The following is a 22,654-nucleotide window of genomic DNA, read 5'->3' as shown; positions in this document are numbered from 1 at the left end:
CACATATCGTCGAGCCGTGATCAAGCGCCTCACCGTCTTCTGCGGCTCGACCCCCGGCACCGACCCTCGCTGGGTGGACCTCGCGCACGACGTCGGGGCCGAGCTGGCCCGCCGGGATATCGGTCTGGTCTACGGCGCGGGCGGCGGTGGCCTCATGGGCGCCGTGGCCCAGGGTGCGCTCGACGCAGGTGGTGAGGTCATCGGCGTCATCCCCACCTTCATGATCGAGCGGGAGTGGGGCCGCGACGACCTCACCGAGGTGCACGTCGTCGAGACGATGCACGAGCGCAAGGCGCTCATGGCCGACCTGACGAGCGCCTTCCTCGCGCTGCCCGGCGGCATGGGCACGCTCGAGGAGGTCTTCGAGGTGTGGACTTGGCGGCAGATCGGCCTGCTCGACAAGCCGGTCGGCTTCCTCGACGCCGACGGCTTCTGGACCCCGCTGCTCGACTCCCTTCGCGGCATCTCGCAGGCCGGCTTCATGTCGCAGGCGAGCCTCGACGACGTCGTCGTCGCGCCCGACCTCGATGCCGCGCTCGCCGGCCTCGAGGCGCGCGGCACCGGCACCCGGATGCTGCGGCCGGTGACCTGACCCCCCTTCGTCAGGCGGCGTCGGGGCGGATCCCGATGAGGCGAAGGGAGGATCCCGCGCACTCGGGGCACGGGTGGACCAGGGGTGCGTCCACCTCCGGCCACAGGATCCGGAAGGTCTCGTGCACACCGCACCGGTAGGCGACGATGCGCGGACCCTGCGCGGGGCGGGTGAGCTCGGGGGCGGTCAGGCGACGGACGGTGCTTGTGTGGCGCTGCATGCGAGAGATGGTGCGCCGCAAGGATTTCCCGACTGCTGCGCTCATGTTTCCGGGGTATTGCGCGGGCCGTCGTCCGCCGCCGAGTAGCGTTGTCCCCATGACTCAGACGCGTGCGGAGAAGGACAGCATGGGCACCATCGAGGTGGCCGCGGACAAGTACTGGGGCGCGCAGACGCAGCGCTCGCTCGGCAACTTCGACATCGGTCGCGACACCTTCGTCTGGGGCCGCTCGATGATCCGCGCCCTCGGCATCCTCAAGAAGTCCGCCGCCCTGGCCAACGCCGAGCTCGGCGAGCTGCCGCAGGACGTCGCCGACCTCGTGGCGCAGGCGGCCGACGAGGTCATCGCGGGCGACCTCGACGAGCACTTCCCGCTCGTCGTCTTCCAGACCGGCTCGGGCACGCAGTCCAACATGAACTCCAACGAGGTCATCTCCAACCGCGGCATCGAGATCGCCGGCGGCGAGATGGGCTCCAAGACCCCGGTCCACCCCAACGACCACGTCAATCGCGGCCAGTCGAGCAACGACACCTTCCCCACGGCGATGCACATCGCGATCGTCCTCGACCTCAACGAGCGTCTCTACCCGTCCGTCACGCAGCTGCGCGAGACCCTGGCCGCCAAGGCCAAGGAGTTCGCCGACATCGTCATGGTCGGCCGCACCCACCTGCAGGACGCCACCCCGGTGACCCTCGGCCAGGTCATCGGCGGCTGGGTCGCCCAGATCGACTTCGCCCTGGATGCGGTCAAGCACGCCGACGAGCGCGCCCGCGAGCTGGCCATCGGTGGCACCGCGGTCGGCACGGGCCTCAACGCCCACCCCGACTTCGGCAAGCTCTGCGCGGCCAAGATCAGCGACGAGGCCGGCTACGACTTCGTCCAGGCCCCCAACCTCTTCGCCAGCCTCTCGGCGCACGACGCGCTCGTCGAGGTGAGCGGCTCCCTTCGCACCCTCGCCGGCGCCCTGATGAAGATCGCCAACGACGTGCGCTGGTACGCCTCCGGCCCGCGCAACGGCATCGGCGAGCTCGCGATCCCGGAAAACGAGCCGGGCTCGTCGATCATGCCGGGCAAGGTCAACCCCACCCAGGCCGAGGCGATGACGATGGTCGCCACCCGGGTCTTCGGCAACGACGCGACGGTCGGCTTCGCCGGCAGCCAGGGCAACTTCCAGCTCAACGTCTACAAGCCGGTCATGGCGCACGCGGTCATCGAGTCGATCCGCCTGATCTCCGACGCCTGTGTCTCCTTCGACACCAACTGCGCCGTCGGCATCGAGCCGGTCCGCGAGAAGATCGACGAGAACCTCTCGCGCAACCTCATGCTCGTCACCGCGCTCAACCGCCACATCGGCTACGACAAGGCAGCGGCCATCGCCAAGAAGGCGCACAAGGAGGGCACGAGCCTGCGCGAGGCCGCCGTCGCCTCCGGTGACATCTCCGGCGAGGACTTCGACGCCTGGGTCGTCCCGGCCGACATGACGCACCCGAGCGCCTGACGACGCCTCACCCGCCCCGGGATTTCCGGGTCACCCGAGAAACCTCCCCCTTCGCAAGGGTTTCAAACCCTTGCGAAGGGGAGGTTTCTCTTGTTGAGCAGCGGCGGGAGTCGTCGGGCCGGTCAGAAACCCTCGTCGGCGACCTTGGCCGCCGGGCCCGCAGCGGTGCCGTAGCCTCCGAGCAGCTCCGCCAGGCGAAGGGGGCCGCGCGCCTCGTCGGCTCGGCCGGCCCGCTGCAGGGTGCGGCCCAGGAGCAGGTGCGCGTAGGCGTCGTCGGGAGCCTCGGCGATGACCTCGCGGGCCGCGGCCTCGGCCCGCCCGAGCTGCGCGGAGTGGAAGTAGCAGCGCGCCAGCAGCAGGTGGATCTCGGCGGGTGCCGTGCCCGACGGGGTCGGCGTCGCCCTCCGCGCGGGCGGCCGCGAGATCGGTGAAGAAGTCCTCGAGGTCGCTCGCCGCATCGGTGTAGCGGGCATCGTCGAAGGCGTGCTTCGCGCGCTCGTAGCGCTCGAAGCCGTACAGCTCGCGCGTCGTCGTGGTCATGACGTCCTCAACCCCGCCGGGGTGAGAACCATTCCCAGCAGGCCGGCGCACGCTCAGCGCACGCGGTCGAGCCGGACGAAGTCCGCCAGCCACGCGCCCAGCTCGCGGGCGCAACCGTCGACGGCCGCGGACCAGTCGTGCGCGGTCTCGTCGGCGTTGTCGCTCACGACCTTGACCAGGTGGACGGGCACGCCGAGCTCGGTGCACGCGAGGGCGATGGCGTAGCCCTCCATGTCGACGAGGTCGGCGCGTGTGGCGAGCTCGTCGCGCACGGCCGGGTCGGTGACGAAGAGGTCGCCGCTCGCCAGCGCCGTTGGTCGGCCGGCGTCCAGCTCGATCCGCTCGCGAGGGTCGAGGCCGAGCTGCCGGATCGGCTCGGCCGACAGGTCGTGATTGAGCACGGTCCCGATCTCGTGCAGTCCGGCGACGTCGGGGCGCAGGGCGCCGGCCGTGCCGATGTTGACGACGACGAGCTCGTCGCGGCGCGGGTGCTCACAGATCGCGCGGGTGACCTGCACGGCCGCGAGGGTCTTGCCGACCCCGGTGACGAGGACCTCGAGGTCTTCGGGGACGTGGGCGGCCTCGGCCCGGATCGCGGCGACGACGAGCAGGTGCATGGCGCCACCGTATCCGTCGTATCGTGCGGAGCATGGCCCCCTTCGTCCCGCACGCGCTGATCCGTGGCGCCCGCCTGCGACCCGGCGCCGCACCCGTGGACATCCGGCTGCGCGAAGGGAGGATCGCCGAGATCGGCGAGCACCTCACCACCGCGGGGGCCGAGGTCCATGACGCCGGCGGAGCGCTCGCGCTCCCGGGGCTGTGGGACGCACACGTGCACTTCGGCCAGTGGGCGGCGATGTCCCGCCGGGTCGACGTCGCGGACACCGCGAGCCCCGAGGAGGTCACGGCCCGGGTCGCGCGCCACCTCGCCGCGGAGCGTCCCGCGCCGGGCACGGTCGTGCAGGGCTTCGGCTGGCGGGTCGCGGGCTGGGACCGGCTGCCGGGCACCGCCGAGCTCGACGCCGTCGCCGGCGACCGGCCGGTCATCCTCATCAGCGGGGACTGCCACGCCGGGTGGCTGAGCAGCGCGGCCTTCCGAGCCCTTGGTCTGCCGGTCCACGAGGGGCACCTCGACGAGGACGAGTGGTTCCCGATCTACCAGCGCCTGGCCGACCTGCCGGAGGACCCGGCCGTCGTCCGCGCCAGCCTCGACTCGGCGATGCGTGCCGCCGCGGCGAAGGGGGTCGTCGGCATCGCCGACATGGAATTCGAGGCGGGGCGCCTCGAGTGGCCTCAGCGCACCGCCGACGGCCTCGACCTGCTACGGGTGCGTCCGGCGACCTACCCCGAGGGGCTCGAGGAGACCATCGCCGCGGGTGTGCGGACCGGCGACGTGCTCGACGGGACCGGCCTGGTGACGATGGGCCCGCTCAAGGTCATCACCGACGGCTCGCTCAACACCCGCACCGCCTGGTGCTGCGAGCCCTTCGTCACCGACGACGACCTCGGCGACCCGCACGGCAAGAGCACTGTCGGTCCCGAGGAGCTCACCGGGCTGCTGCGGCGCGCCCACGCGCACGGCCTCGACGGCGCGGTCCACGCGATCGGCGACCAGGCGCTGCTCGACGCCCTCGACGCCTACGCCGCGAGCGGCGCACGCGGCACGATCGAGCACGCGCAGCTGGTGCGGATGGAGGCGCTGGGTCGCTTCGCCGACCTCGGGCTCATCGCGAGCGTCCAGCCGGCGCACCTGCTCGACGACCGCGACTCGACCGAGGCCCTGTGGCCCGACCGGCTCGACCGGTGCTTCGCCCTGCGCTCGATGACGACGGCGGGGATCCCCCTTCGCCTGGGGTCGGACGCTCCCGTCTCCCCGCTCGACCCGTGGCTCGCCATGGCGGCGGCGGTCCACCGCAGTGCCGACGAGCGCGAGCCCTGGGCGCCGGAGCAGGCGATCGCGCCCCGCGAGGCGCTGCTCGCCTCGACCGACGGCGTCACCGAGCTCACCGTCGGGGGCCCGGGCGACGTCGCCCTCCTCGCCGAGGACCCCTGCCCCGCAGGCCTGCCCGGTACCGCAGCCCAGGCAGCTCACCTGCGGGAGACGCAGGTGCTGGCGACCTTCGTCGGCGGTCGACTGACCCACTCCGCCTGAGTCAGTCTCGCTCGGAACCCTTCTTCCTGTGGATGCTTACGGAGACCTCGGGCAGGCGGTCGCTCACCTTGTCCTTGGCCGTCTTCGCGCGCGTCAAGCGGTCGGCTCCGAACCGCTTGGCCGCGTCCACCTTCTCGGCGCCTCGTTCGACCGCACGGTCCCGGAGGTCCGTCGCGGCCGCGCCCCACGCGCGGGCATCGACGTCGGCGCCGTCCTGCGTAAGGCCGAGGACGTCGTGAAACCCTACGATCTGGGACGCGACTCTGTTGCGAGACCGGACGACCTTGGCCGAGGAGCGCGGGTTCGTGAGGACCTTGGCGTTGGCGGTCCCCGCCGCATCGTCGATCCGGGACAGCAGAATATGGGTTCGCTCGGCGATCGCTCGAGCTCGGTTCTCGCGGGCGGTCTCGAGTCCGCGGCGGTGGGTGTCGAGCTCATCGGGTGACGCGTCGAGGACCCGGTCCAGCTCGAGGATGGCGATGGCGTCGAGCAGCTGGAAACACCGCGCGAGCACGGCGAACCACTCGCGGCTGATGTCCTCGGCATTTCGCGTGATCTCGACGAGGTCCCCGACATCACGTTGACCCTCGAGCCTCTCCGCCAGTGCATCGAGCTGGCGCAGGGCATAGATCTGGGTCCGGCTGATCGTGAAGCCGACCCCTTGCACCTTGGACCAGGTCACCTCGGACACGCGCCCGACGCTCTCCCGGACGGCCATGGCCTCGTCGAGCAGGTCGCCGGCAGCGATCATGTCCGCGAGCACGGCATCCTTCTGAGCGCGCAGGATGTCGTCGACCTTGGCGTCGATGGCCTTGAGGTAGTCGGTGATCTCGTCCATGGCCTGCTGCATGGCGAGCTGTGCCATAACCCCGGCAGCGCCGGTCAGGATCGCGGGGTTGGCCAGGACATCACCATGCTGCGTGGAGAACTCGAGGATCCCGGTGATCTTGCCCTTGTCTGTGACGATCGCGCGACTGACATCGGCGGTGGAACCCTTCATGGGAGTCGACGTCGAGAGCTTCTCCGCTGACTCCTTGGTCAACTTGATCCAGCGCCCGGACTCGGCGGCGACCTGGGCGGACGCCCGGGCGGCCCCGGACCCGGCCGTGAGGATCTGGCTCAGGCGCAGCACGTCAACCGCACGGGATGGAACGCCCTCAGCCGTGACGAATCGCTCAACCGCCTGGTGGCTCCCGATGATGGCGATGCCCTTGGCGTCGCGGACGAGGTGGACCTCGTCGCCAAAGCTGCTGTCGTCGTCCATACGTCTCCCCGGTGTCCGGCCCGATCCGCGTGCAACTGTGGGGCAGCTGCACGAAAAGGGGCGTGATGTCGGACATGCTAGCCACGGCCCCCCGACAGCGCAGGGAGTAGCGTCGGTACGACTGCTGGACGTCGCGGCGGAACCCGAGCTCTTCGGGATCCTGAGTCAGAAGCCCTCGACGAGCGAGTCGATCTTCGCGGCGGAGGGGTGCGGCTCGCCGCCGCAGACGGTCGTGACGAGCTCTCGGTCGGCGCTGCCGGCGCCGGTCACGGTGAGGTTGGTGCCGCCCGCTCCGACGCACGGGCTGTCCTGACCCTCGATCTCGTCGAGGCGGGCGGGCAGCTCGGCGACGAAATCCTCCCACTGGTCGGCGTCCATCGGCCGTGACGTCTCGTCCCCCTTGACCTCCTCGCTCACCTCGTCCTGCGAGAGCCGGAGCGAGCGGGTGTCCTGGTAGCGGTCGGGGGTCGAGGGCGGGACCCAGCTGACCTCCACCACGACCGTGGCCGGGTCGAGCTGCGGCTCGTCGCCCCCGCCGACGAGCCCGCAGGCGGAGGTCAGCAGGAGCGCGGCGGCGAGGGCGAGCGGCTTCATGCACCTGTGACGTGGTGCGTCGGCGGAAAGTTCCGTGGTGTCGAGGCTCGGCCGCGGGCGGCCTCGCGCCTCCACCAGCGGGTGGGTTCGGCCGCGGGCGGCCTCCCGCCTCCACCATCGGATGGGCGAGGCCGTGAGGCCCCGCCCATCCGGTGATGCTGGCCAGGGGTCAGTTGGCGGTGTCGATCGTGACGCCGTAGTAGTTCGCCGCGTCGACGACCGGCTGGTAGAAGCTGTACGAGCCGGCCGCGTAGCCGCGGTTCCAACCGCGCTCGACACCGACCGGACCGCCGGAGGTCATGCCCTGGGCGAGGTTGCCGACACCGATGTACGCGCCCCCGGAGTCGCCGCCCTCCGTGCAGACGCTCGCCTCGGCGAGACCGGAGACGACCGTGCCGCCGTAGTTGACGGTGCGGTTGTAGGCCTTGATCGTCCCGCAGGTCCAGCCGGTCGTGTTGCCGGCCTTGCAGATCTCGGAGCCGACGGCGTTCTTGCTCGCGCCCTCGACCGGGTAGTAGCCCGAGTGGCCTCTTGCCGGGTGAGTTCGCGCCCTTCACACGCAGGGTTCACGTCGATGTCACCGCCCCGGGTTGCATCGAAGGGGGGGCCTTGGCTAATCTGGACTCGTTCCAATCAACGGAGCGGTCAAGTCCGCGCCGGATGGAGCGAACTGAACCCGAGAGATGCACAGGAGACCAACGCATGTCCCTCATCAACACCCAGATCAAGCCCTTCCAGGCCACCGGCTACATCGACGGTGAGTTCAAGGACTTCTCCGAGGCGGACATCGCCGGCAAGTGGGCGATCTTCTTCTTCTACCCGGCCGACTTCACCTTCGTCTGCCCGACGGAGCTCGAGGACCTCGCGGCCGAGTACGACGCGGAGCTCAAGGGCTTGGGCGTCGAGGTCTTCTCGGTCTCGACCGACACGCACTTCACCCACAAGGCGTGGCACGAGACCTCTGACGCGGTCGGCAAGGTCACCTACCCGATGCTCGGCGACCCGACCGCCACCATCTCGCGCAACTTCGACATCCTGCGCGAGGACGAGGGCCTGGCCAACCGTGGCACCTTCCTCGTCGACCCCGACGGCGTCATCCAGTTCCTCGAGATCACGGCCGAGGGCATCGGCCGCAACGCCAAGGAGCTCGTCCGCAAGGTCAAGGCCGCCCAGTACGTCCGCAACAACCCCGGTGAGGTCTGCCCGGCCAAGTGGGAAGAGGGCGCCGAGACCCTCGCCCCGAGCCTGGACCTCGTCGGCAAGATCTGATCGGGCCTCTCCGCTCGACCTGATCGCCGTCAACGCACGGTGCATCTCTGGTGGGGGCGGCGCGACCACGCCGCCCCCACCCGCACCCCGCAACTGTCATCCCCCTTCGTCCTGCAGGAGTCGCTCGCACCATGGCCCTCGACCAGAACCTCGCCACCCAACTCAAGGCGTACCTCGACAACCTCCGCGAGCCCATCGAGCTCGTCGCGAGCCTCGACGCGAGCCCCAAGTCCCGTGAGCTCGACGAGCTGATCGTCGAGATCGAGGGGATGAGCGACCTCATCACCCGCTGCGTGGCCGAAGGGAGCGACCTCGACGAGCGCGTCCCCTCCTTCGCGATCACCCGCGTGTCCGACCCGCAGGTGTCCGTCCGCTTCGCCGGCATCCCGATGGGCCATGAGTTCACCTCCCTCGTCCTGGCGCTGCTCCAGGTCGGCGGGCACCCGAGCAAGGCCTCGCAGGAGGTCATCGAGCAGATCAAGGGTCTGACCGGTGAGCACCACTTCGAGACCTTCTTCTCGCTCAGCTGCCAGAACTGCCCCGACGTCGTCCAGGCGCTCAACCTCATGAGCGTGCTCAACCCCGGCATCACCCACACGGCCATCGACGGCGCCGTCTTCCCCGAGGAGGCCGAGCGCCGCGGCGTGCTCGCCGTGCCGACCGTCTTCGTCGACGGCGAGTCCTTCGGCTCCGGCCGCATGGAGCTCGCCGAGATCGTCGGCAAGGTCGACGAACTGGCCGGTGGCGACTCCGCGGCCCGCGCCGCCGAGGAGCTGTCTTCCCGTGAGCCCTACGACGTCCTCGTCGTCGGAGGTGGCCCCGCCGGCGCCTCCGCGGCGATCTACGCCGCGCGCAAGGGCATCCGCACGGGTCTCGTCGCCGAGCGCTTCGGCGGCCAGGTGCTCGACACCATGGCGATCGAAAACCTCGTCTCCGTCCCGCACACCGAGGGCCCGAAGCTCGCGGCCGACCTCGAGCGCCACGTCGGCGAGTACGACGTCGACATGATCCGCAGCCAGGCCGCCGCCGGCCTCGCCGCCGGCGACGACGGGCTGACGGTCGTCGACCTCGTGGGCGGCGCCGCGCTCAAGGGCAAGACCGTGGTCCTCGCGACGGGCGCCCGCTGGCGCACCATGGGCGTCCCCGGCGAAGAGGACTACCGCAACAAGGGCGTCACCTTCTGCCCGCACTGCGACGGCCCGCTCTTCAAGGGCAAGCGCATCGCCGTCATCGGCGGCGGCAACTCCGGCGTCGAGGCCGCGATCGACCTCGCGGGCATCGTCGGGCACGTCACCCTCGTCGAGTTCATGGACGAGATGCGCGCCGACGAGGTGCTCCAGCGCAAGCTGCGCTCGCTGCCCAATGTCGACGTCCGCCTCGGCACCAAGACCACCGAGGTCGTCGGCGACGGCGGCAAGGTCACCGGCATCGTCGTCGAGCCCCGCGACGGCGGCGAGGGCGAGACCCTCGCTCTCGAGGGCGTCTTCGTCCAGATCGGCCTGCTGCCCAACACCGAGTGGCTCGGCGACGCGGTCGAGCTCTCCGAGCGCGGCGAGATCGTCATCGACGGTGTCGGCCGGACCAACCTGCCGGGCGTCTTCGCCGCCGGCGACTGCACGGTCGAGCCCTACAAGCAGATCGTCACGGCCCTGGGTGCCGGGTCGACCGCGTCCCTGAGCGCCTTCGACCACCTGATCCGCACGAGCGCGCCCGACGAGGACGCCGCGATCGCCGCCACCAAGGCTGCCGACGGTCCGCTCGAGGCCGGCGACCAGATTGACGTCCCCGACTCGGTGGGCGTCTCGGCCTGACCGGTCGCTACCGTCGTCTTCAACCCCCCTCGACCACACCAGGAGTGCGCATGAGCGAGCAGATCGACCTCTCCGACCACGGTCCCGCCCCCTACGCCGTCGACATCGAGTCGGCCACGCTGCAGAACTCCAACTACCGCTCCACGCTGTGGACCGGTACCAACCTGCAGCTGACCGTCATGGCCATCGCGCCCGGTGACGACATCGGCCTGGAGGTCCACGAGGACCACGACCAGTTCATCCGTGTCGAGGAGGGTCGCGGCCGGGCCCAGATGGGGCCGGCACGGGACGACCTGAGCTTCGACCGCGAGGTCGGCGACGACGACATCATCATGGTGCCGGCCGGGCAGTGGCACAACGTCACCAACATCGGCGACGTGCCGCTGAAGGTCTACTCCCTCTACGGCCCGCCGGAGCACGTGCACGGCACGGTCCACGCGACCAAGGCCGACCAGGACGCCGACCCCAACGAGCACTGATCACGACGAAGGGTGGGACCCGCCAGCTGGTGGGTCCCACCCCTCGTCATGTGGTGGCGCGCCAGGTGACCGGCCGGTAACGTCCGGCGCCATGCGGAACACCATCACGTACACCCACGTCCCCGGGGACGGCGCGCCCGTCGTCCTCGTCCACGGCATCGGCCACCGGCGCCAGGCGTGGGGCGAGGTGCCGGAGCTGCTCGCGGCGCGCGGTCACGACGTCTACGTCGTCGACCTGCCCGGCCACGGGGACTCGCCGAAGCCCACCCGCCCGGACGGCTGGTCGATGCGCAGTCATGCCGAGCAGTTCGAGCGGCTCTTCCGCGAGCTGGGCATCGAGCGGCCGCACGTCGTCGGCAACTCACTCGGCGGCGCGATGGCCCTCGAGCTGGCCGCCCGCGAGGGCGTCGTCAGCAGCGTGACCGCCCTGTCGCCGGCCGGGTTCTTCCCGCCGTGGCACCTGGCCAACGTCGCAGCCAACCTGCTCTTGATGAAGGCCGGCAGTCACCTCCCCGAGGCGCTGCACCGCCGCCTCACCGCCCACGTCTGGTTTCGCAAGCTGGCCTTCCGCGCCCTCTACACGCACCCGGAGAAGGTCACCGTCGAGGCGGCGGTGGGGGACACCCTCAACCTGCGCCGGGCACCCGGCTTCTGGCCGCACTTCGTCCGGGCGACCTTCCTGCGCGTCACCAAGCCGCTCGCCGTCCCGACGACCATCGCCTGGGGCGACACCGACCGCCTGCTCCTGCCCTCCGAGGCAGACACCGCCCGAGCCCGCTTCCCCGAGGCGACCCACGTCTCGCTCGAGGACTGCGGGCACTGTCCTCAGATCGACCACCCCGCGCTCGTCGTCGACAGCGTCCTCGCGACGATCGAGCGAGCGGGCTCCCGCCAGGGGGCCGTTCAGTAGAACCGGGAGGGGGGCCGACTACTCAACATCCGACCTGCGGATGAGCACTTCACGCGTGCTGCTTCGTGCGGGCGCACGGGCGACGGCATCTGGACCCATCCGTCGACGACCGAGGCGCTCAGCGATGTGCTCGTCGGCTGAGCAGGGGTGCGCGGGCCGGTGACGAGACGTACGTTACCGATGAGAAATAAACCAATGGATGGAAGGTCACCGATGACTGCCGCGCCCAGCCAACCGCAGGGCACCACCCGCCGCGAGCTGCCGGAGCGTGTCGACGTCCTCGTCGTCGGCGCCGGCATCTCGGGCATCGGTGCCGCGCACCGCATCCTGGAGGCCGACCCCGCCGTCGACCTCGCGATCGTCGAGGCGCGGAAGCGCACCGGCGGCACGTGGGACCTCTTCCGCTACCCGGGGGTGCGGTCGGACTCCGACATGTTCACCCTGTCCTTCCCCTTCCGGCCGTGGCAGGGACGCAAGGCGATCGCCGACGGGGGTGACATCCGCGACTACGTGCGGGCCACCGCGACCGAGGGCGGGCTCGACGAGCTGACCCACACCGGGTGCCGGGTCGTCGCGCTCGACTGGTCGAGCGACGCCCAGGAGTGGACCGTCCAGGTCGACACGGCCACGGGCCGGCGCGAGGTGCGCGCCGGGTGGGTCCACTTCGGCAGCGGCTACTACAACTACGAGGAGGCCCACGACCCGGGCTTCGCGGGGGTCGAGGACTTCTCCGGGACCGTGGTGCACCCGCAGTTCTGGCCGCAGGACCTCGACCACGCCCGCAAGCGCGTCGTCGTCATCGGCTCGGGTGCGACGGCCGTGACCGTCGTCCCGGCGATGGCACAGACGGCGGCCCACGTGACGATGCTCCAGCGCACGCCGAGCTATGTCTTCTCCCAGCCGGGGGTCGACCCCTTCGTCCAGCTGCTGCGCAAGCGCTTCAGCCCGCAGCGCGTGCAGTCGCTCACCCGGGTCAAGAACCTCGGCCTGCAGACCTTCCTCTACGAGCTCTCCCGCAAGCGGCCGCAGGTGGCCAACAAGATCGTCCTCGGCCAGGTCCGCGCCTTCCTGCCCAAGGAGGTCGTCGCCGAGCACTTCACCCCGCCCTACGACGTGTGGGACCAGCGGCTGTGCGCCGTGCCCGACGGCGACCTCTACACGACGATCCGGCGGGGTGCCGCCGACGTCGTCACCGGCCACATCGACCGCTTCGTGCCCGAGGGCGTGCGCCTGACTGACGGTCGGGTCCTCGAGGCCGACATCGTCGTCACCGCGACCGGCCTGCGGCTGCAGCTCTTCGGCGGGGCGCAGGTCTCGGTCGACGGTGCGCCGGTCGACATGGCCCGCCGCTTCGCCTACCGCGGCGTGATGCTCGCCGGCGTCCCCAACGTCACGATGACCGTCGGCTACGTCAACGCCTCGTGGACGCTGCGGGCCGACCTGGTGAGCCGCTACGTCGCGCGGCTGCTCGGGCACCTGCGCGACCGTGGCCTGGGCACCGCGGTCCCGGTCGCGCCAGACGGCATGACGGCCGGCCCGATCATGGACCTGACTTCGGGCTACGTGCAGCGCATCGTCTCGACCTTCCCCAAGGTCGGTGACCGCGCGCCGTGGACGATGCCGCAGAACTACCTCAAGGACAAGATCGCCTTCCGCCGGGCCGATGTCACCGAGGACATGTTCTTCGCTCCGCTCGGGGCGAAGGGAGTGGCCCTCCCGTCGGGTGCGGAGGCACCGGCGCAGCTGCCGCTGCCCGGGTCGTCGAGCAATGTCGACGGCGCCGTGGGCGATGTCGTCGAGGTGCCGGCGACGGAGGCCGCCGAGTCACCGGCCTCCGTGGAGGCTGTCGCGGAGACCTCGCGGTGAAGCGCCCCGATCTCGTCGTCGCCGGCGGCACGGCGGTCGTCACCGGGGCCGCCGGTGGCATGGGCGAGCACCTGGCCAAGGGCCTGGCGCGTCGCGGTGCCGACCTCGTCGTCCTCGACCGCGACGCCGCCGGCCTCGAGCGGGTCGTCGCCGAGATCGGCCGGGAGACGCCCGGGGCGCGAGTGGCCCCCTTCGTCGTCGACCTGTCGGACCGGGCCGCTGCCGACGCGGCGATCGCGCGCATCCGCGACGAGCACGCTGGCGTGACGATGCTCTTCAACAACGCCGGCGTCGCGGTCGGTGGCCGGTTCGTCGACGTCTCGGCACAGGACTTCGACTGGCTGCTCGAGATCAACCTGCTCGTGCCGATCCGGCTCACCCGGGCGCTGCTGCCGCTCATGCTTGCGGGCGGTGAGGGGCAGGTGGTCAACACCTCGAGCCTCTTCGGGCTCATCGGTCCGCCCGGCCAGAGCGCCTACGCGACGAGCAAGTTCGGGCTGCGCGGGTTCAGCGAGTCGCTGCGCAGCGAGCTCGAGGCGGAGGATCTGCCGGTGGGGGTCACCTCGGTGCACCCCGGGGGCATCCGCACGGGCATCGCCCGCAATGCCCGCATCCCCGACGGGGTCGACCGGCATGAGGCCGAGGAGGGCGTCCGCGACTTCGACAAGGTGCTCAGGTACCCCGCCGACCGGGCCGCGGAGGAGATCATCGAGGCCGCGATCGCCCGTCGACCGCGGCTGCTCATCGGCAACGACGCCCGCGCGCTCGACGCGGTCGCCCGGCTGCTGCCCGCGCGCTACTGGTCGCTCATGGGTCGCGGGATGGCCCTCGCGGCGAAGCGCCAGTAGCGACTGCCATCATGGGGCCATGACGATGCCCCAGCAGCTCCAGGGCCGACTGCGCCTGCCGATCATCTCTGCGCCGATGTTCCTCGGCTCGGGCGTCGACCTCGTCGTCGGTGCCTGCCGCGCCGGGGTCGTCGGGACCTTCCCGGCGCTCAACCTGCGCACCACCGAGGACTTCGACGGGTGGCTGACGCAGATCGAGACGGCCCTGGCCGAGCCCGACGCGAGCGGTCGCCGGCCCGCGCCCTTCGGCGTCAACTTCATCGTCCACCACACCAACAAGCGCATCGAGGCCGACCTCGAGCAGATCGTCGCGCACGAGGTGCCGCTCGTCATCACCAGCCTCGGCGCTGCCAAGGAAGTCGTCGACGCGGTCCACTCCTACGGCGGCCTCGTCTTCCACGACGTCACCAATGCCAAGCACGCGGCCAAGGCGGCGGCCGCGGGGGTGGACGGGCTCATCCTCGTCTCGGCCGGTGCCGGTGGGCACGCCGGCGGGCTCAACCCCTTCGCCCTGATCAGCGAGGTGCGCGCGGTCTGGGACGGGCCGCTCATCCTCAGTGGTGCCCTGTCGACCGGCCGCGACGTGCTCGCCGCCCAGGCCGCCGGTGCCGACCTGGCCTACATGGGCACGCGCTTCCTCGCGACGAGCGAGTCGCTCGTGTCGCAGGAGTACCGCGACATGCTCGTCGGGCACAGCGCCGAGCAGATCGTCTACACCCCGTCGATCAGCACCATCCCGGCCAACTTCCTGCGCGAGAGCATCGTCGCCGCCGGCCTCGACCCCGACCACCTGCCGGTGCCCGAGCGCGTCGACCTCGGCCACGTCACCAACCCCCACGCCGCGGAGCCCGCGAGCACGACCTCGGCGACCGCCCCCAAGGCGTGGAAGGAGATCTGGAGCGCCGGCCAGTCCGTCGCCGGCATCTCCTCCGTCGTCCCCGTGGCCGAGCTCGTCGACCAGCTCGAGGCCGAGTACACCCAGGCGAAGGGGGAGCTGCTCGCGGTCCTCGGGGAGTAGGTGAGCCGGGCGTCCGTGGGCGCGAACCCCCCTTTGCGCGGATGGACCGCGGGGCTAGCGTGGAGGGCATGGCTGAAACCCCCACTCGCGTCCTCGGGGACGGCACGTCGGTGCCGGTCCTCGGATTCGGCACCTACCCGCTGCGCGGGGACGACGGCGTGCGCGCCATCGCATCGGCTCTCGAGGTGGGCTACCGGCTCATCGACACGGCGGTCAACTACCGCAACGAGCGAGAGGTGACCGAGGCGATCCGGGCGAGCGGCATCGACCGCGGCGATGTCTTCGTCCAGACCAAAGTCCCCGGCCGTGACCACGAGAACGCCCGCACGAGCATCGAGACCTCGCTGCAGGTCATGGACCTCGAGTACCTCGACAGCGTGCTCATCCACTGGCCCAATCCCTCGCAGGGCCACTACGTGAAGGCTTGGCAGGGGCTCGTCGACGCGCGCGAGGCGGGGCTGGTCCGCTCGATCGGCGTCAGCAACTTCACGCCCGCCCACCTCGACGAGATCATCGAGGCGACCGGCGTGGCTCCGGCGAGCAACCAGGTCGAGATGCACCCCGCCTTCCCACAGGCGGACCAGCGTGCCGCCGACGCCGAGCGGGGCATCACGACGCAGGCGTGGAGCCCGATCGGCCGGGGCGAGATCCTCGACGCCGAGCCGGTTGTCGCCGCCGCGCGGGCCCACGACGTCACGCCCGCCCAGGTCGTCCTGCGTTGGCACCTGCACCTCGGGTCGCTCCCGCTGCCGAAGTCCGGTGACCCGGAGCGGCAGCGGACCAACCTCGAGATCTTCGGCTTCGATCTCTCCGAGGCCGAGACCGAGGCGATCACCGCGCTCGGCCGTCCCGACGGGCGCCTCTTCGACGCCGACCCGACGTACCACGAGGAGATGTGATGGAACTGCTGCCCCGCCTCGACGCCGCGGAGGTGCGCCGACTCGACCGTGCGCACGTCATGCACTCGTGGAGCGCGCAGGACCTCATCGACCCGCCGGGGGTCGTGGCGGCACGGGGCAGCAGGTTCACCGACCACACCGGTCGCGAGTACCTCGACTTCTCGAGCCAGCTGGTCAACGTCAACCTCGGGCACCAGCACCCAGACCTCGTCGCGGCGATTGCCGAGGCCGCCGGTCGGATGACGACGATGGCGCCGAGCTTTGCCGTCGAGACCCGCTCGCAGGCGGCCGCGATGATTGCCGACCGGGCGCCGGGCGACCTCGACGCGGTCTTCTTCACCAATGGTGGCGCCGACGCCAACGAGCACGCGATCCGTATGGCGCGGCTGCACACCGGCCGACACAAGGTGCTGGCCGCGTACCGCAGCTACCACGGCGGCACGGCGGGCGCGATGGCCCTCACCGGCGAGCCGCGGCGGTGGGGGAGCGAGCCGTCCCTGCCCGGCATCGTCCACCACTGGGGTCCCTACCCCTACCGCTCGCCCTTCCACTCCGACAGCCCCGAGCAGGAGTGCGAGCGGGCGCTGGCCCACCTCCGCGAGGTCGTCGAGGTCGAGGGTCCGCAGCACGTCGCCGCGATCGTCCTCGAGACGGTCGTCGGGACCAACGGCGTGCTCGTGCCGCCCGACGGCTACCTCGCCGGGGTGCGCACCCTGTGCGACGAGCACGGGATCGTCATGATCGCCGACGAGGTCATGGCCGGCTTCGGCCGGGTCGGCGAGTGGTTCGCCGTGGACCGGTGGGGCATCACGCCCGACCTCATCACCTTCGCGAAGGGGGTCAACTCCGGCTACGTCCCCCTCGGCGGGGTCGTCGTCAGCGCCGCGATCCGCGAGACCTTCGGCCGCCGGCCCTATCCGGGCGGGCTGACCTACCAGGGGCACCCGCTCGCCTGCGCCTCCGCGGTGGCGTCGATGAGGATCTTCGAGCGGGACGGGGTCGTCGAGCACGCCCGCGCGCTCGGCGAGGACGTCATCGGGCCGGGCTTGCGCGAGATCGCGCAGCGCCACCCGAGTGTCGGCGAGGTCCGCGGGCTCGGCGTCATGTGGGCGGTCGAGCTGGTCCGAGACCGCGAGACCCGAGAGCCGCTCGTGCCCTTCAACGCCTCGGGCGACGCGGCCTCCCCGATGTCCGAGGTTGCTGCGGCGTGCAAGGCCGCCGGGCTGTGGCCGATGATCGCCGGCAACCGCGTCCACGTCGTCCCGCCGTGCACGACGACCGCCGACGAGGTCCGCGAGGGTTTGGCGATTCTCGACGAAGCGCTGGCCGTCGCCGACGCCCGCACCGCGTGACGGGCGGTGATCGTTGGCCGGTACGCCCCGAGCCGGGCGAGGCAGTGCCGACCCCCTTCGGCATGTCGGCCTACTGCGTCGGTGACCCCGCTGCGCACGCCCCCGACCGGGACGCCCTCGTCGTCGTCCACGGGCCGGGTGACGACTCGCGCTGGACCTTCGCCGAGGTCGACGACGTCGTCCGGGCCGTCGCGGCCGGGCTGCTCGGGCTGGGGTTGCAGTCGGGCGACCGGGTGCTGCTGCGCATGGGCAACCGGGCGGACTTCCCCTTCGTCTTCTTCGGGGCGATCGCGGCCGGTCTCGTCGCTGTGCCGACGAGTGCCCAGCTGACCGCCGACGAGGCCGCCGGGCTGCTCGACGACAGCGGCGCCCGGGCGGTCGCCCTCGACCCCGACCTCGATCTCGCTGTGCCGCAGGGGGTCTCGGTCGTCACCACCGAGGACGTCGACCGCTGGGTAGCTGGCGGTGAGCGGGCCGAGCACGACCTCGGCGACCCTGATCGGCCAGCCTTCATCACCTACACCTCCGGCACCACCGGACGGCCGAAGGGGGTCGTCCACGCCCACCGCAGTGCCTGGGGGAGGCGCCCCATGTACCGCGGCTGGTACGGCCTCGGCGAGGGTGACGTCATGCTCCACGCGGGGGCACTCAACTGGACCTACACGCTCGGCGTCGGACTCACTGACCCGTGGGCCAACGCCGCGACCGCCATCGTCTACGACGGCCCCCGTGACGGGCTCGTCTGGCCGCGAATCGTCCACTCGCACAAGGCGACTCATCTCGCGGCCGTGCCCGGGGTCTACCGTCACCTGCTGCGTCACGGTGACCCGGGGGAGTGGGACCTGAGCTCCCTGCGGACCGCGCTCGTCGCCGGTGAGGCGCTGCCCACGGCACTGCTCGAGGAGTGGAGCGCCGCGACCGGGGTGCCGCTGCACGAGTCGCTCGGCATGAGCGAGATCTCGACCTTCGTCTCGACCGGGCCGGACGTGTCCGTGCGGCCCGGCAGCCCGGGGCGGGCCCAGCCCGGTCGGCGGATCGCCGTGCTCGACCCTGACGAGCTCGATGCGCCCCGCGAGCTGCCCGCGGGCGAGGTCGGGCGCCTGGCCGTGCACCGCAGCGACCCCGGCCTGATGCTCGGCTACTGGCAGCGGCCGGAGGAGACGGCGCAGGTCCTGCGGGGCGAGTGGTTCGTCACCGGGGACCTCGCCGAGCTCGACGCCGACGGCTACCTGACCTATCACGGCCGCGCGGACGACGTCATGAACGCCATGGGGTACCGCGTCTCCCCGATCGAGGTCGAGGACGCACTCGCCGGGGTGGCCGGCGTCGCCGACGTCGCCGTGACGGCCCTCGACGTCGGCGACGGGGTCAGCATCGTGTGTGCGTGGGTCGTGCCGAGGCCCGACGCGACGGACCCGGAGGCCTTGCGCGACAGGGTGATCGAGCAGGCGGGTCAGCGGCTCGCGGCCTACAAGCGCCCCCGTGAGGTGCGCCTGGTCGACGCCCTGCCGCGCACGGCCAACGGCAAGGTGGTGCGCCGCGACCTGCGGTGAGGCTCAGCCGCGCTCGGTGTAGGCCGCCTCGAGTTCGGGGATTCCGACCTGCTCGAAGATCTCGATCCGCCGTCCGTCGAGCGACGCCGCGAGGGCGTCGAGGCACATGTGGTAGCCCGCGGCATTGCTCGGCCACCCGCGCTCGGCCGGGTCGACGACATGGACGGTCGTCACCAGCCGGGTGCCCTCGTCGGTGGGCGTGAGCTCGAAGTGGATCCGCTCGCTGTCCCACATGAAGGCGAAGGTGCGCGGCGGGTCCCACTCGAGGATCTCGCCCTCGAGGGTGGGGGTGTCCTCGGGCTGCTGGTCGGCCTCCGGCCAGAAGGGCAGGGTGACGCGGGCCCCCTTCGCCCGCTCGCCGACGATGTCGGCGGGAAACCAGTCGTGCAGGTGCTCGGACTCGGTGAGGGCGCGCCAGACCCGCTCCGGCGGGTGCGCGAGGGGCCGGTCGTAGGTGAGGACGACGGTCGCGCCGTCGTGGGTCACGGTGCCGAGGGGGTTGCTCGTGGATGTGGTCATGACTGCTCCTGGGGGTCGTCCATGGTGTCGAGGTGGCGCTCGAGGTCGTCGAGCCGATCGGCCCACGCCCTGCGGAAGGGCGCGAGCCAGAGATCGAGGACCAGCAGCTGGTCTGGCTGCACGGCGTAGTGCCGACGTGGTCCGTCGACGCGAGCCCGGACGAGGTCGGCCTCGCCGAGCTGCTTGAGGTGCTTGGACACGCTGGGTTGGGAGGTGCCGAGCGCGGTGACCAGCTCGCCCACGGTGCGCTCGCCGGTGCTCAGCTCCTCGAGGATCCGACGCCGGGTCGGGTCGGCGAGGAGGGCGAAGACGTCACGCGTGGGCATGGCATTTATATTCCGCAATGTTCATATGCCTGTCAAGGCATTTGGTCGACTTGACCTCTGGTTCAAAAACGATAATCGTTCTCAGTTATGATGAGATCACGACGCCACATTCAGATCCTCTCCGTCGCAACCCTGCTCGCTCTCGGCCTGACCGCCTGCGGTACCGGGACGACCGCCGACTCGTCGGCGGAGTCGGCGCCGACGCCCTCGCCGATCGCGCGGGCCGACGACGTCTCGACCGCCGTGGGCGAGCCGTCCGGCAAGGTGGTCGAGGAGGGCAGCCGTACCCCGCGCCTGGCGATCACCCACGACGAGGGCGTCATCGTCCTCGACGCGGTCACGCTCGAGCTGCTCGGTGAGTTCCCCCTCGAGGGCTTCACCCGGCTCAACCCCGTCGGCGACGACCGGCACCTGATGGTCACCGAGGGCGAGGGCTTCCGCGTCCTCGACCTCGGTGGCTACTCCGTGCCCCACGGAGACCACGACCACCACCACTCCACCCGGCCGACGCTCACCGAGATGACCTTCGCCGCGAAGCACCCCGGCCACGTCGTCGTCCACGACGGTCGCACGGTGCTCTACGGCGACGGGGACGGCTCGATCCGGTCCTTCGACTCCGATGCGCTGCGTGACGGCGCGACCGACAAGCCCGAGGTGACGACCCGTACCGAGCGCACGCCGCACCACGGGGTGGCCGTCGAGCGGGATGACGGCTCGGTCGTCACGACGGTCGGGAAGGAGGACGAGCGCTCCGGCATCTTCATCCGCGATGCGAAGGGGAAGACGCTCGCCTCCTCCGACGAGTGCCCCGGTGTCCACGGCGAGGCGGCCGCGCGGGGCGGCGCCCTGGTCTTCGGCTGCGAGGACGGTCTGCTGCTCGTCAAGGGGGAGCAGATCACCAAGGTCGACGCCCCGGACGATTACGGCCGCATCGGCAACCAGGCCGGCAGCGAGGAGTCGCCCTTCGTGCTCGGCGACTACAAGACCGACCCCGACGCCGAGCTCGAGCGCCCGAAGTAGGTGAGCATCACGGACACCCGCGACGGGTCGCTGCGGCTCGTCGACCTGCCCGCGAGCTACTCCTTCCGCTCGCTCGAGCGAGGGCCCGACGGCGAGGGCGTCGTGCTCGGCACCGACGGCAAGCTGCACGTCATCGACATGGCGAAGGGAGAGGTGAGCCGCTCCATCGACGTGGTCGAGGAGTGGACCGAGTCGACCGACTGGCAGCAGCCCCGGCCCACCGTGCACGTCCAGGACGGCACGGCCTATGTCACCGAGCCGGGCAGCAAGGCCCTGCACATGGTCGACCTGCACTCCGGTGAGGTCGTGAGCAGCGGCGAGCTGCCCGTCGTGCCCAACGAGATCGACGGCACGCTCGGCTGACGCTCAGCGGCGGGTCAGGCCCACGCGGAACCCCACCGGCATGAGCGTCAGCCGCTCGGTGATCGTCAGGTCGTAGCCGGGCTCGGGCGTCAGGTCGAAGCGGTGCAGCAGCTTGGCCAGGACGATGACCGACTCGTGCAGCGCGAACTGGCGCCCGATGCAGGCCCGCTCACCCGTGCCGAAGGGCTTGTAGGCGTGGGCGGGCCGGGCGCGGTTGTGCTCGGGCAGGAAGCGGTCCGGGTCGAAGCGCTCCGGGTCCGGCCACACCTCGGGATCGCGGTGCAGCAGCGGGATGAAGACGAGGACCTTGTCCTCCGGCGTCATGCGCAGGCCGCCCGGAACCCCCGCCGAGCCGTCGGCCCCGATGGTCGTCGTCTCCCTCGGCGACCGGGCGAAGCCCGGTGCCGTCGGCCACAGCCGCAGGGTCTCGTCGACGACCCGGCGCAGGTAGCGCAGCTTGGGCACCTGCTCGAAGCTCGGGGTCGCGGACGGGTCGGTGCCGAGCACGTCGTCGAGCTCGGCCCGCACCCGCGCCAGCACCTCGGGCTCGCGCGTCAGGTGGTAGAGCGCGAAGGAGACCGCCCCCGAGGTCGTCTCGTGGCCGGCGACGAGGAGGGTGAGGATCTGGTGGCGCACGTTGGCGGCGTCGAGCAGGGAGCCCGACTCGTCGACGGGGACGTGCATCATCCGGCCGAGCAGGTCGTCGTGCTCGACGTCGCTCGTCTCCCGCTCGGCGACGATGTCGCGCAGCAGGCGGTCGATGTACTCGTGCCGCACGAGTGCCTCGCGGTCCCTGGTGCGCACCATGCGCCGCCCGACGAAGGGGAGGGCCGCCACGTTGGACCGGGCAGCCGCGTGGGACATGTCCGCGACGAAGGTCGTGACGAAGGGGTCGACCTCGGCGGTCTCGAAACTGTGGAAGGTGTGGCTGAAGGCGGCCCGCCCGATCGTCTCGAGGGTGAGCTTGGTGAGCCACGGGGAGACGTCGACGGTCCTCCCTTCGCCGGCGGCCTTGTCCCACACCGAGATCAGCTCGTCCGTCGCCTCCACCATGACGTCGTGGTAGCCGCGCATCGCCGACTTGCTGAAGGCCGGCATGAGCAGGTCGTGGGCCAGCCGCCAGTTGGGTTCGTCGGTCTCCGCGGTGAAGAGGCCGTCGGCGACGAACATCCGCAGGTCCGCCACGCCGGGCGCCAGGGCCTTGGTGAAGCGCTTGTCGTCGCACAGCTCACCGACGAGGTCGACGCCGCGGGCGAAGACGAACTTGCGGCCCATCGCGAGCATCTCGAAGATCGGCCCGAGGTCGGCGCCGAGGCGCAGCATGTTCTGGACCGGCGTGGTCGGGTCCATGCCCTTGCGGAAGGCATCACCGAGGATGCGGCGCCGGCCCGAGGGGTGGGGGAAGTCGTGCTCGGCCCAGCCCATCCCGTCGTTGGGCGGGTACTCCACGAGGGTGTCGGTCGCGGCCACGCTGCCGGTCCTTTCGTCAGGTGTAGTGACGCGCACCACCGTAGCCCCGACAGGGTGCGCTCGGGAGGCGCCAGCCCTTGCCGATCGTCGG

The 22,654-nt window shown here is 71.2% G+C and carries 23 protein-coding genes and 1 pseudogene; 15 read left to right on the top strand and 9 right to left on the bottom strand.

Going from position 1 to position 22,654, the window contains the following annotated elements; genetic code table 11:
• The first annotated feature begins 16 nt into the window (after positions 1–16).
• Positions 17–592 (top strand): TIGR00730 family Rossman fold protein, encoded by a 576-nt coding sequence (locus H7A72_RS15270; RefSeq protein WP_205703073.1) that lies wholly within the window; start codon positions 17–19, stop codon positions 590–592.
• 10 nt (positions 593–602) lie between these two features.
• On the opposite strand, the gene H7A72_RS15265 is transcribed toward H7A72_RS15270, so the two are convergent.
• The gene (locus H7A72_RS15265) at positions 603–812 is read right to left on the bottom strand and encodes a hypothetical protein (protein ID WP_072625831.1); all 210 of its coding nucleotides are present in this window, start codon (positions 810–812) and stop codon (positions 603–605) included.
• Between the two features lie 97 nt (positions 813–909).
• Here H7A72_RS15265 and fumC point away from each other — a divergent pair, with 97 nt between their 5' ends.
• Entirely contained in the window at positions 910–2,310 is a 1,401-nt protein-coding gene (fumC, locus tag H7A72_RS15260; RefSeq protein WP_072625830.1) for a class II fumarate hydratase, read from the top strand.
• A 122-nt stretch (positions 2,311–2,432) separates the two neighbouring features.
• On the opposite strand, the gene H7A72_RS15255 is transcribed toward fumC, so the two are convergent.
• Together H7A72_RS15255 and H7A72_RS15250 are read right to left on the bottom strand one after the other, a co-directional pair.
• Positions 2,433–2,768, bottom strand: a complete 336-nt coding sequence (locus tag H7A72_RS15255; RefSeq protein WP_223277676.1) for a tetratricopeptide repeat protein — start codon at positions 2,766–2,768, stop codon at positions 2,433–2,435.
• Between the two features lie 135 nt (positions 2,769–2,903).
• Positions 2,904–3,467 (bottom strand): nucleosidase, encoded by a 564-nt coding sequence (locus tag H7A72_RS15250; RefSeq protein WP_185221065.1) that lies wholly within the window; start codon positions 3,465–3,467, stop codon positions 2,904–2,906.
• A 32-nt stretch (positions 3,468–3,499) separates the two neighbouring features.
• On the opposite strand from H7A72_RS15250, the gene H7A72_RS15245 reads away from it, so the two are divergent.
• A complete protein-coding gene (locus H7A72_RS15245; protein ID WP_185221064.1) occupies positions 3,500–5,002 on the top strand; it encodes an amidohydrolase in 1,503 nt (500 codons plus the stop codon).
• Between the two features lies 1 nt (position 5,003).
• Here H7A72_RS15245 and H7A72_RS15240 read toward each other — a convergent pair whose 3' ends face one another.
• From H7A72_RS15240 to H7A72_RS17255, 3 genes and pseudogenes are all read right to left on the bottom strand, one after another.
• Positions 5,004–6,266, bottom strand: a complete 1,263-nt coding sequence (locus H7A72_RS15240) for a hypothetical protein (RefSeq protein ID WP_185221063.1) — start codon at positions 6,264–6,266, stop codon at positions 5,004–5,006.
• Between the two features lie 165 nt (positions 6,267–6,431).
• Positions 6,432–6,860, bottom strand: coding sequence for a hypothetical protein (locus H7A72_RS15235; RefSeq protein ID WP_185221062.1), 429 nt, complete (start codon positions 6,858–6,860; stop codon positions 6,432–6,434).
• A gap of 169 nt (positions 6,861–7,029) precedes the next feature.
• Positions 7,030–7,359, bottom strand: a pseudogene (locus tag H7A72_RS17255) (S1 family peptidase); the annotation flags it as partial.
• A 203-nt stretch (positions 7,360–7,562) separates the two neighbouring features.
• Between H7A72_RS17255 and ahpC the strand changes: the two are divergent.
• The 10 genes from ahpC to H7A72_RS15180 all read left to right on the top strand — a co-directional run bounded on the left by ahpC (position 7,563) and on the right by H7A72_RS15180 (position 18,865).
• A complete protein-coding gene (gene ahpC, locus H7A72_RS15225) occupies positions 7,563–8,129 on the top strand; it encodes an alkyl hydroperoxide reductase subunit C (RefSeq protein ID WP_084449693.1) in 567 nt (188 codons plus the stop codon).
• A 131-nt stretch (positions 8,130–8,260) separates the two neighbouring features.
• Entirely contained in the window at positions 8,261–9,940 is a 1,680-nt protein-coding gene (gene ahpF / locus H7A72_RS15220; RefSeq protein ID WP_185221061.1) for an alkyl hydroperoxide reductase subunit F, read from the top strand.
• Positions 9,941–9,990: 50 nt separating this feature from the next.
• Positions 9,991–10,419, top strand: a complete 429-nt coding sequence (locus H7A72_RS15215; protein ID WP_185221060.1) for a cupin domain-containing protein — start codon at positions 9,991–9,993, stop codon at positions 10,417–10,419.
• Positions 10,420–10,510: 91 nt separating this feature from the next.
• Positions 10,511–11,329, top strand: a complete 819-nt coding sequence (locus H7A72_RS15210) for an alpha/beta fold hydrolase (RefSeq protein WP_185221059.1) — start codon at positions 10,511–10,513, stop codon at positions 11,327–11,329.
• A gap of 213 nt (positions 11,330–11,542) precedes the next feature.
• Entirely contained in the window at positions 11,543–13,195 is a 1,653-nt protein-coding gene (locus H7A72_RS15205) for an NAD(P)/FAD-dependent oxidoreductase (RefSeq protein ID WP_185221058.1), read from the top strand.
• Positions 13,192–14,043 (top strand): SDR family oxidoreductase, encoded by an 852-nt coding sequence (locus H7A72_RS15200; RefSeq protein WP_185221057.1) that lies wholly within the window; start codon positions 13,192–13,194, stop codon positions 14,041–14,043. The genes H7A72_RS15205 and H7A72_RS15200 overlap by 4 nt, the downstream gene beginning before the upstream one ends.
• A gap of 19 nt (positions 14,044–14,062) precedes the next feature.
• A complete protein-coding gene (locus H7A72_RS15195) occupies positions 14,063–15,061 on the top strand; it encodes a nitronate monooxygenase family protein (protein WP_185221056.1) in 999 nt (332 codons plus the stop codon).
• Positions 15,062–15,129: 68 nt separating this feature from the next.
• A complete protein-coding gene (locus H7A72_RS15190) occupies positions 15,130–15,960 on the top strand; it encodes an aldo/keto reductase (RefSeq protein ID WP_185221055.1) in 831 nt (276 codons plus the stop codon).
• Entirely contained in the window at positions 15,960–17,312 is a 1,353-nt protein-coding gene (locus H7A72_RS15185; protein ID WP_185221054.1) for an aspartate aminotransferase family protein, read from the top strand. Before H7A72_RS15190 ends, H7A72_RS15185 begins: the two co-directional genes overlap by 1 nt.
• Positions 17,313–17,356: 44 nt before the next feature.
• Complete coding sequence (locus H7A72_RS15180; protein WP_223277675.1) at positions 17,357–18,865, top strand: class I adenylate-forming enzyme family protein; 1,509 nt, start codon at positions 17,357–17,359, stop codon at positions 18,863–18,865.
• 3 nt (positions 18,866–18,868) lie between these two features.
• Here the strand turns inward: H7A72_RS15180 and H7A72_RS15175 are convergent, their stop codons facing one another.
• Together H7A72_RS15175 and H7A72_RS15170 are read right to left on the bottom strand one after the other, a co-directional pair.
• Complete coding sequence (locus H7A72_RS15175) at positions 18,869–19,384, bottom strand: SRPBCC family protein (RefSeq protein ID WP_185221053.1); 516 nt, start codon at positions 19,382–19,384, stop codon at positions 18,869–18,871.
• Complete coding sequence (locus tag H7A72_RS15170) at positions 19,381–19,710, bottom strand: helix-turn-helix transcriptional regulator (protein ID WP_084449893.1); 330 nt, start codon at positions 19,708–19,710, stop codon at positions 19,381–19,383. The genes H7A72_RS15175 and H7A72_RS15170 overlap by 4 nt, the downstream gene beginning before the upstream one ends.
• A 90-nt stretch (positions 19,711–19,800) precedes the next feature.
• Between H7A72_RS15170 and H7A72_RS15165 the strand changes: the two genes are divergently transcribed.
• On the top strand, positions 19,801–20,730 hold the full coding sequence (locus H7A72_RS15165; RefSeq protein ID WP_223277674.1) for a hypothetical protein: 930 nt from the start codon (positions 19,801–19,803) through the stop codon (positions 20,728–20,730).
• Positions 20,731–21,093, top strand: coding sequence for a hypothetical protein (locus tag H7A72_RS16775; protein WP_223277673.1), 363 nt, complete (start codon positions 20,731–20,733; stop codon positions 21,091–21,093).
• 3 nt (positions 21,094–21,096) lie between these two features.
• Here H7A72_RS16775 and H7A72_RS15160 read toward each other — a convergent pair whose 3' ends face one another.
• Positions 21,097–22,563 (bottom strand): cytochrome P450, encoded by a 1,467-nt coding sequence (locus tag H7A72_RS15160; protein WP_185221052.1) that lies wholly within the window; start codon positions 22,561–22,563, stop codon positions 21,097–21,099.
• Positions 22,564–22,654 lie beyond the last annotated feature (91 nt).

This window comes from Janibacter sp. YB324 (assembly GCF_014217915.1).
Lineage (GTDB): Bacteria > Actinomycetota > Actinomycetes > Actinomycetales > Dermatophilaceae > Janibacter > Janibacter indicus.
The sequence above is the reverse complement of the archived record's forward strand: the minus strand, read 5'-3'. Positions and strand labels throughout refer to the sequence as shown.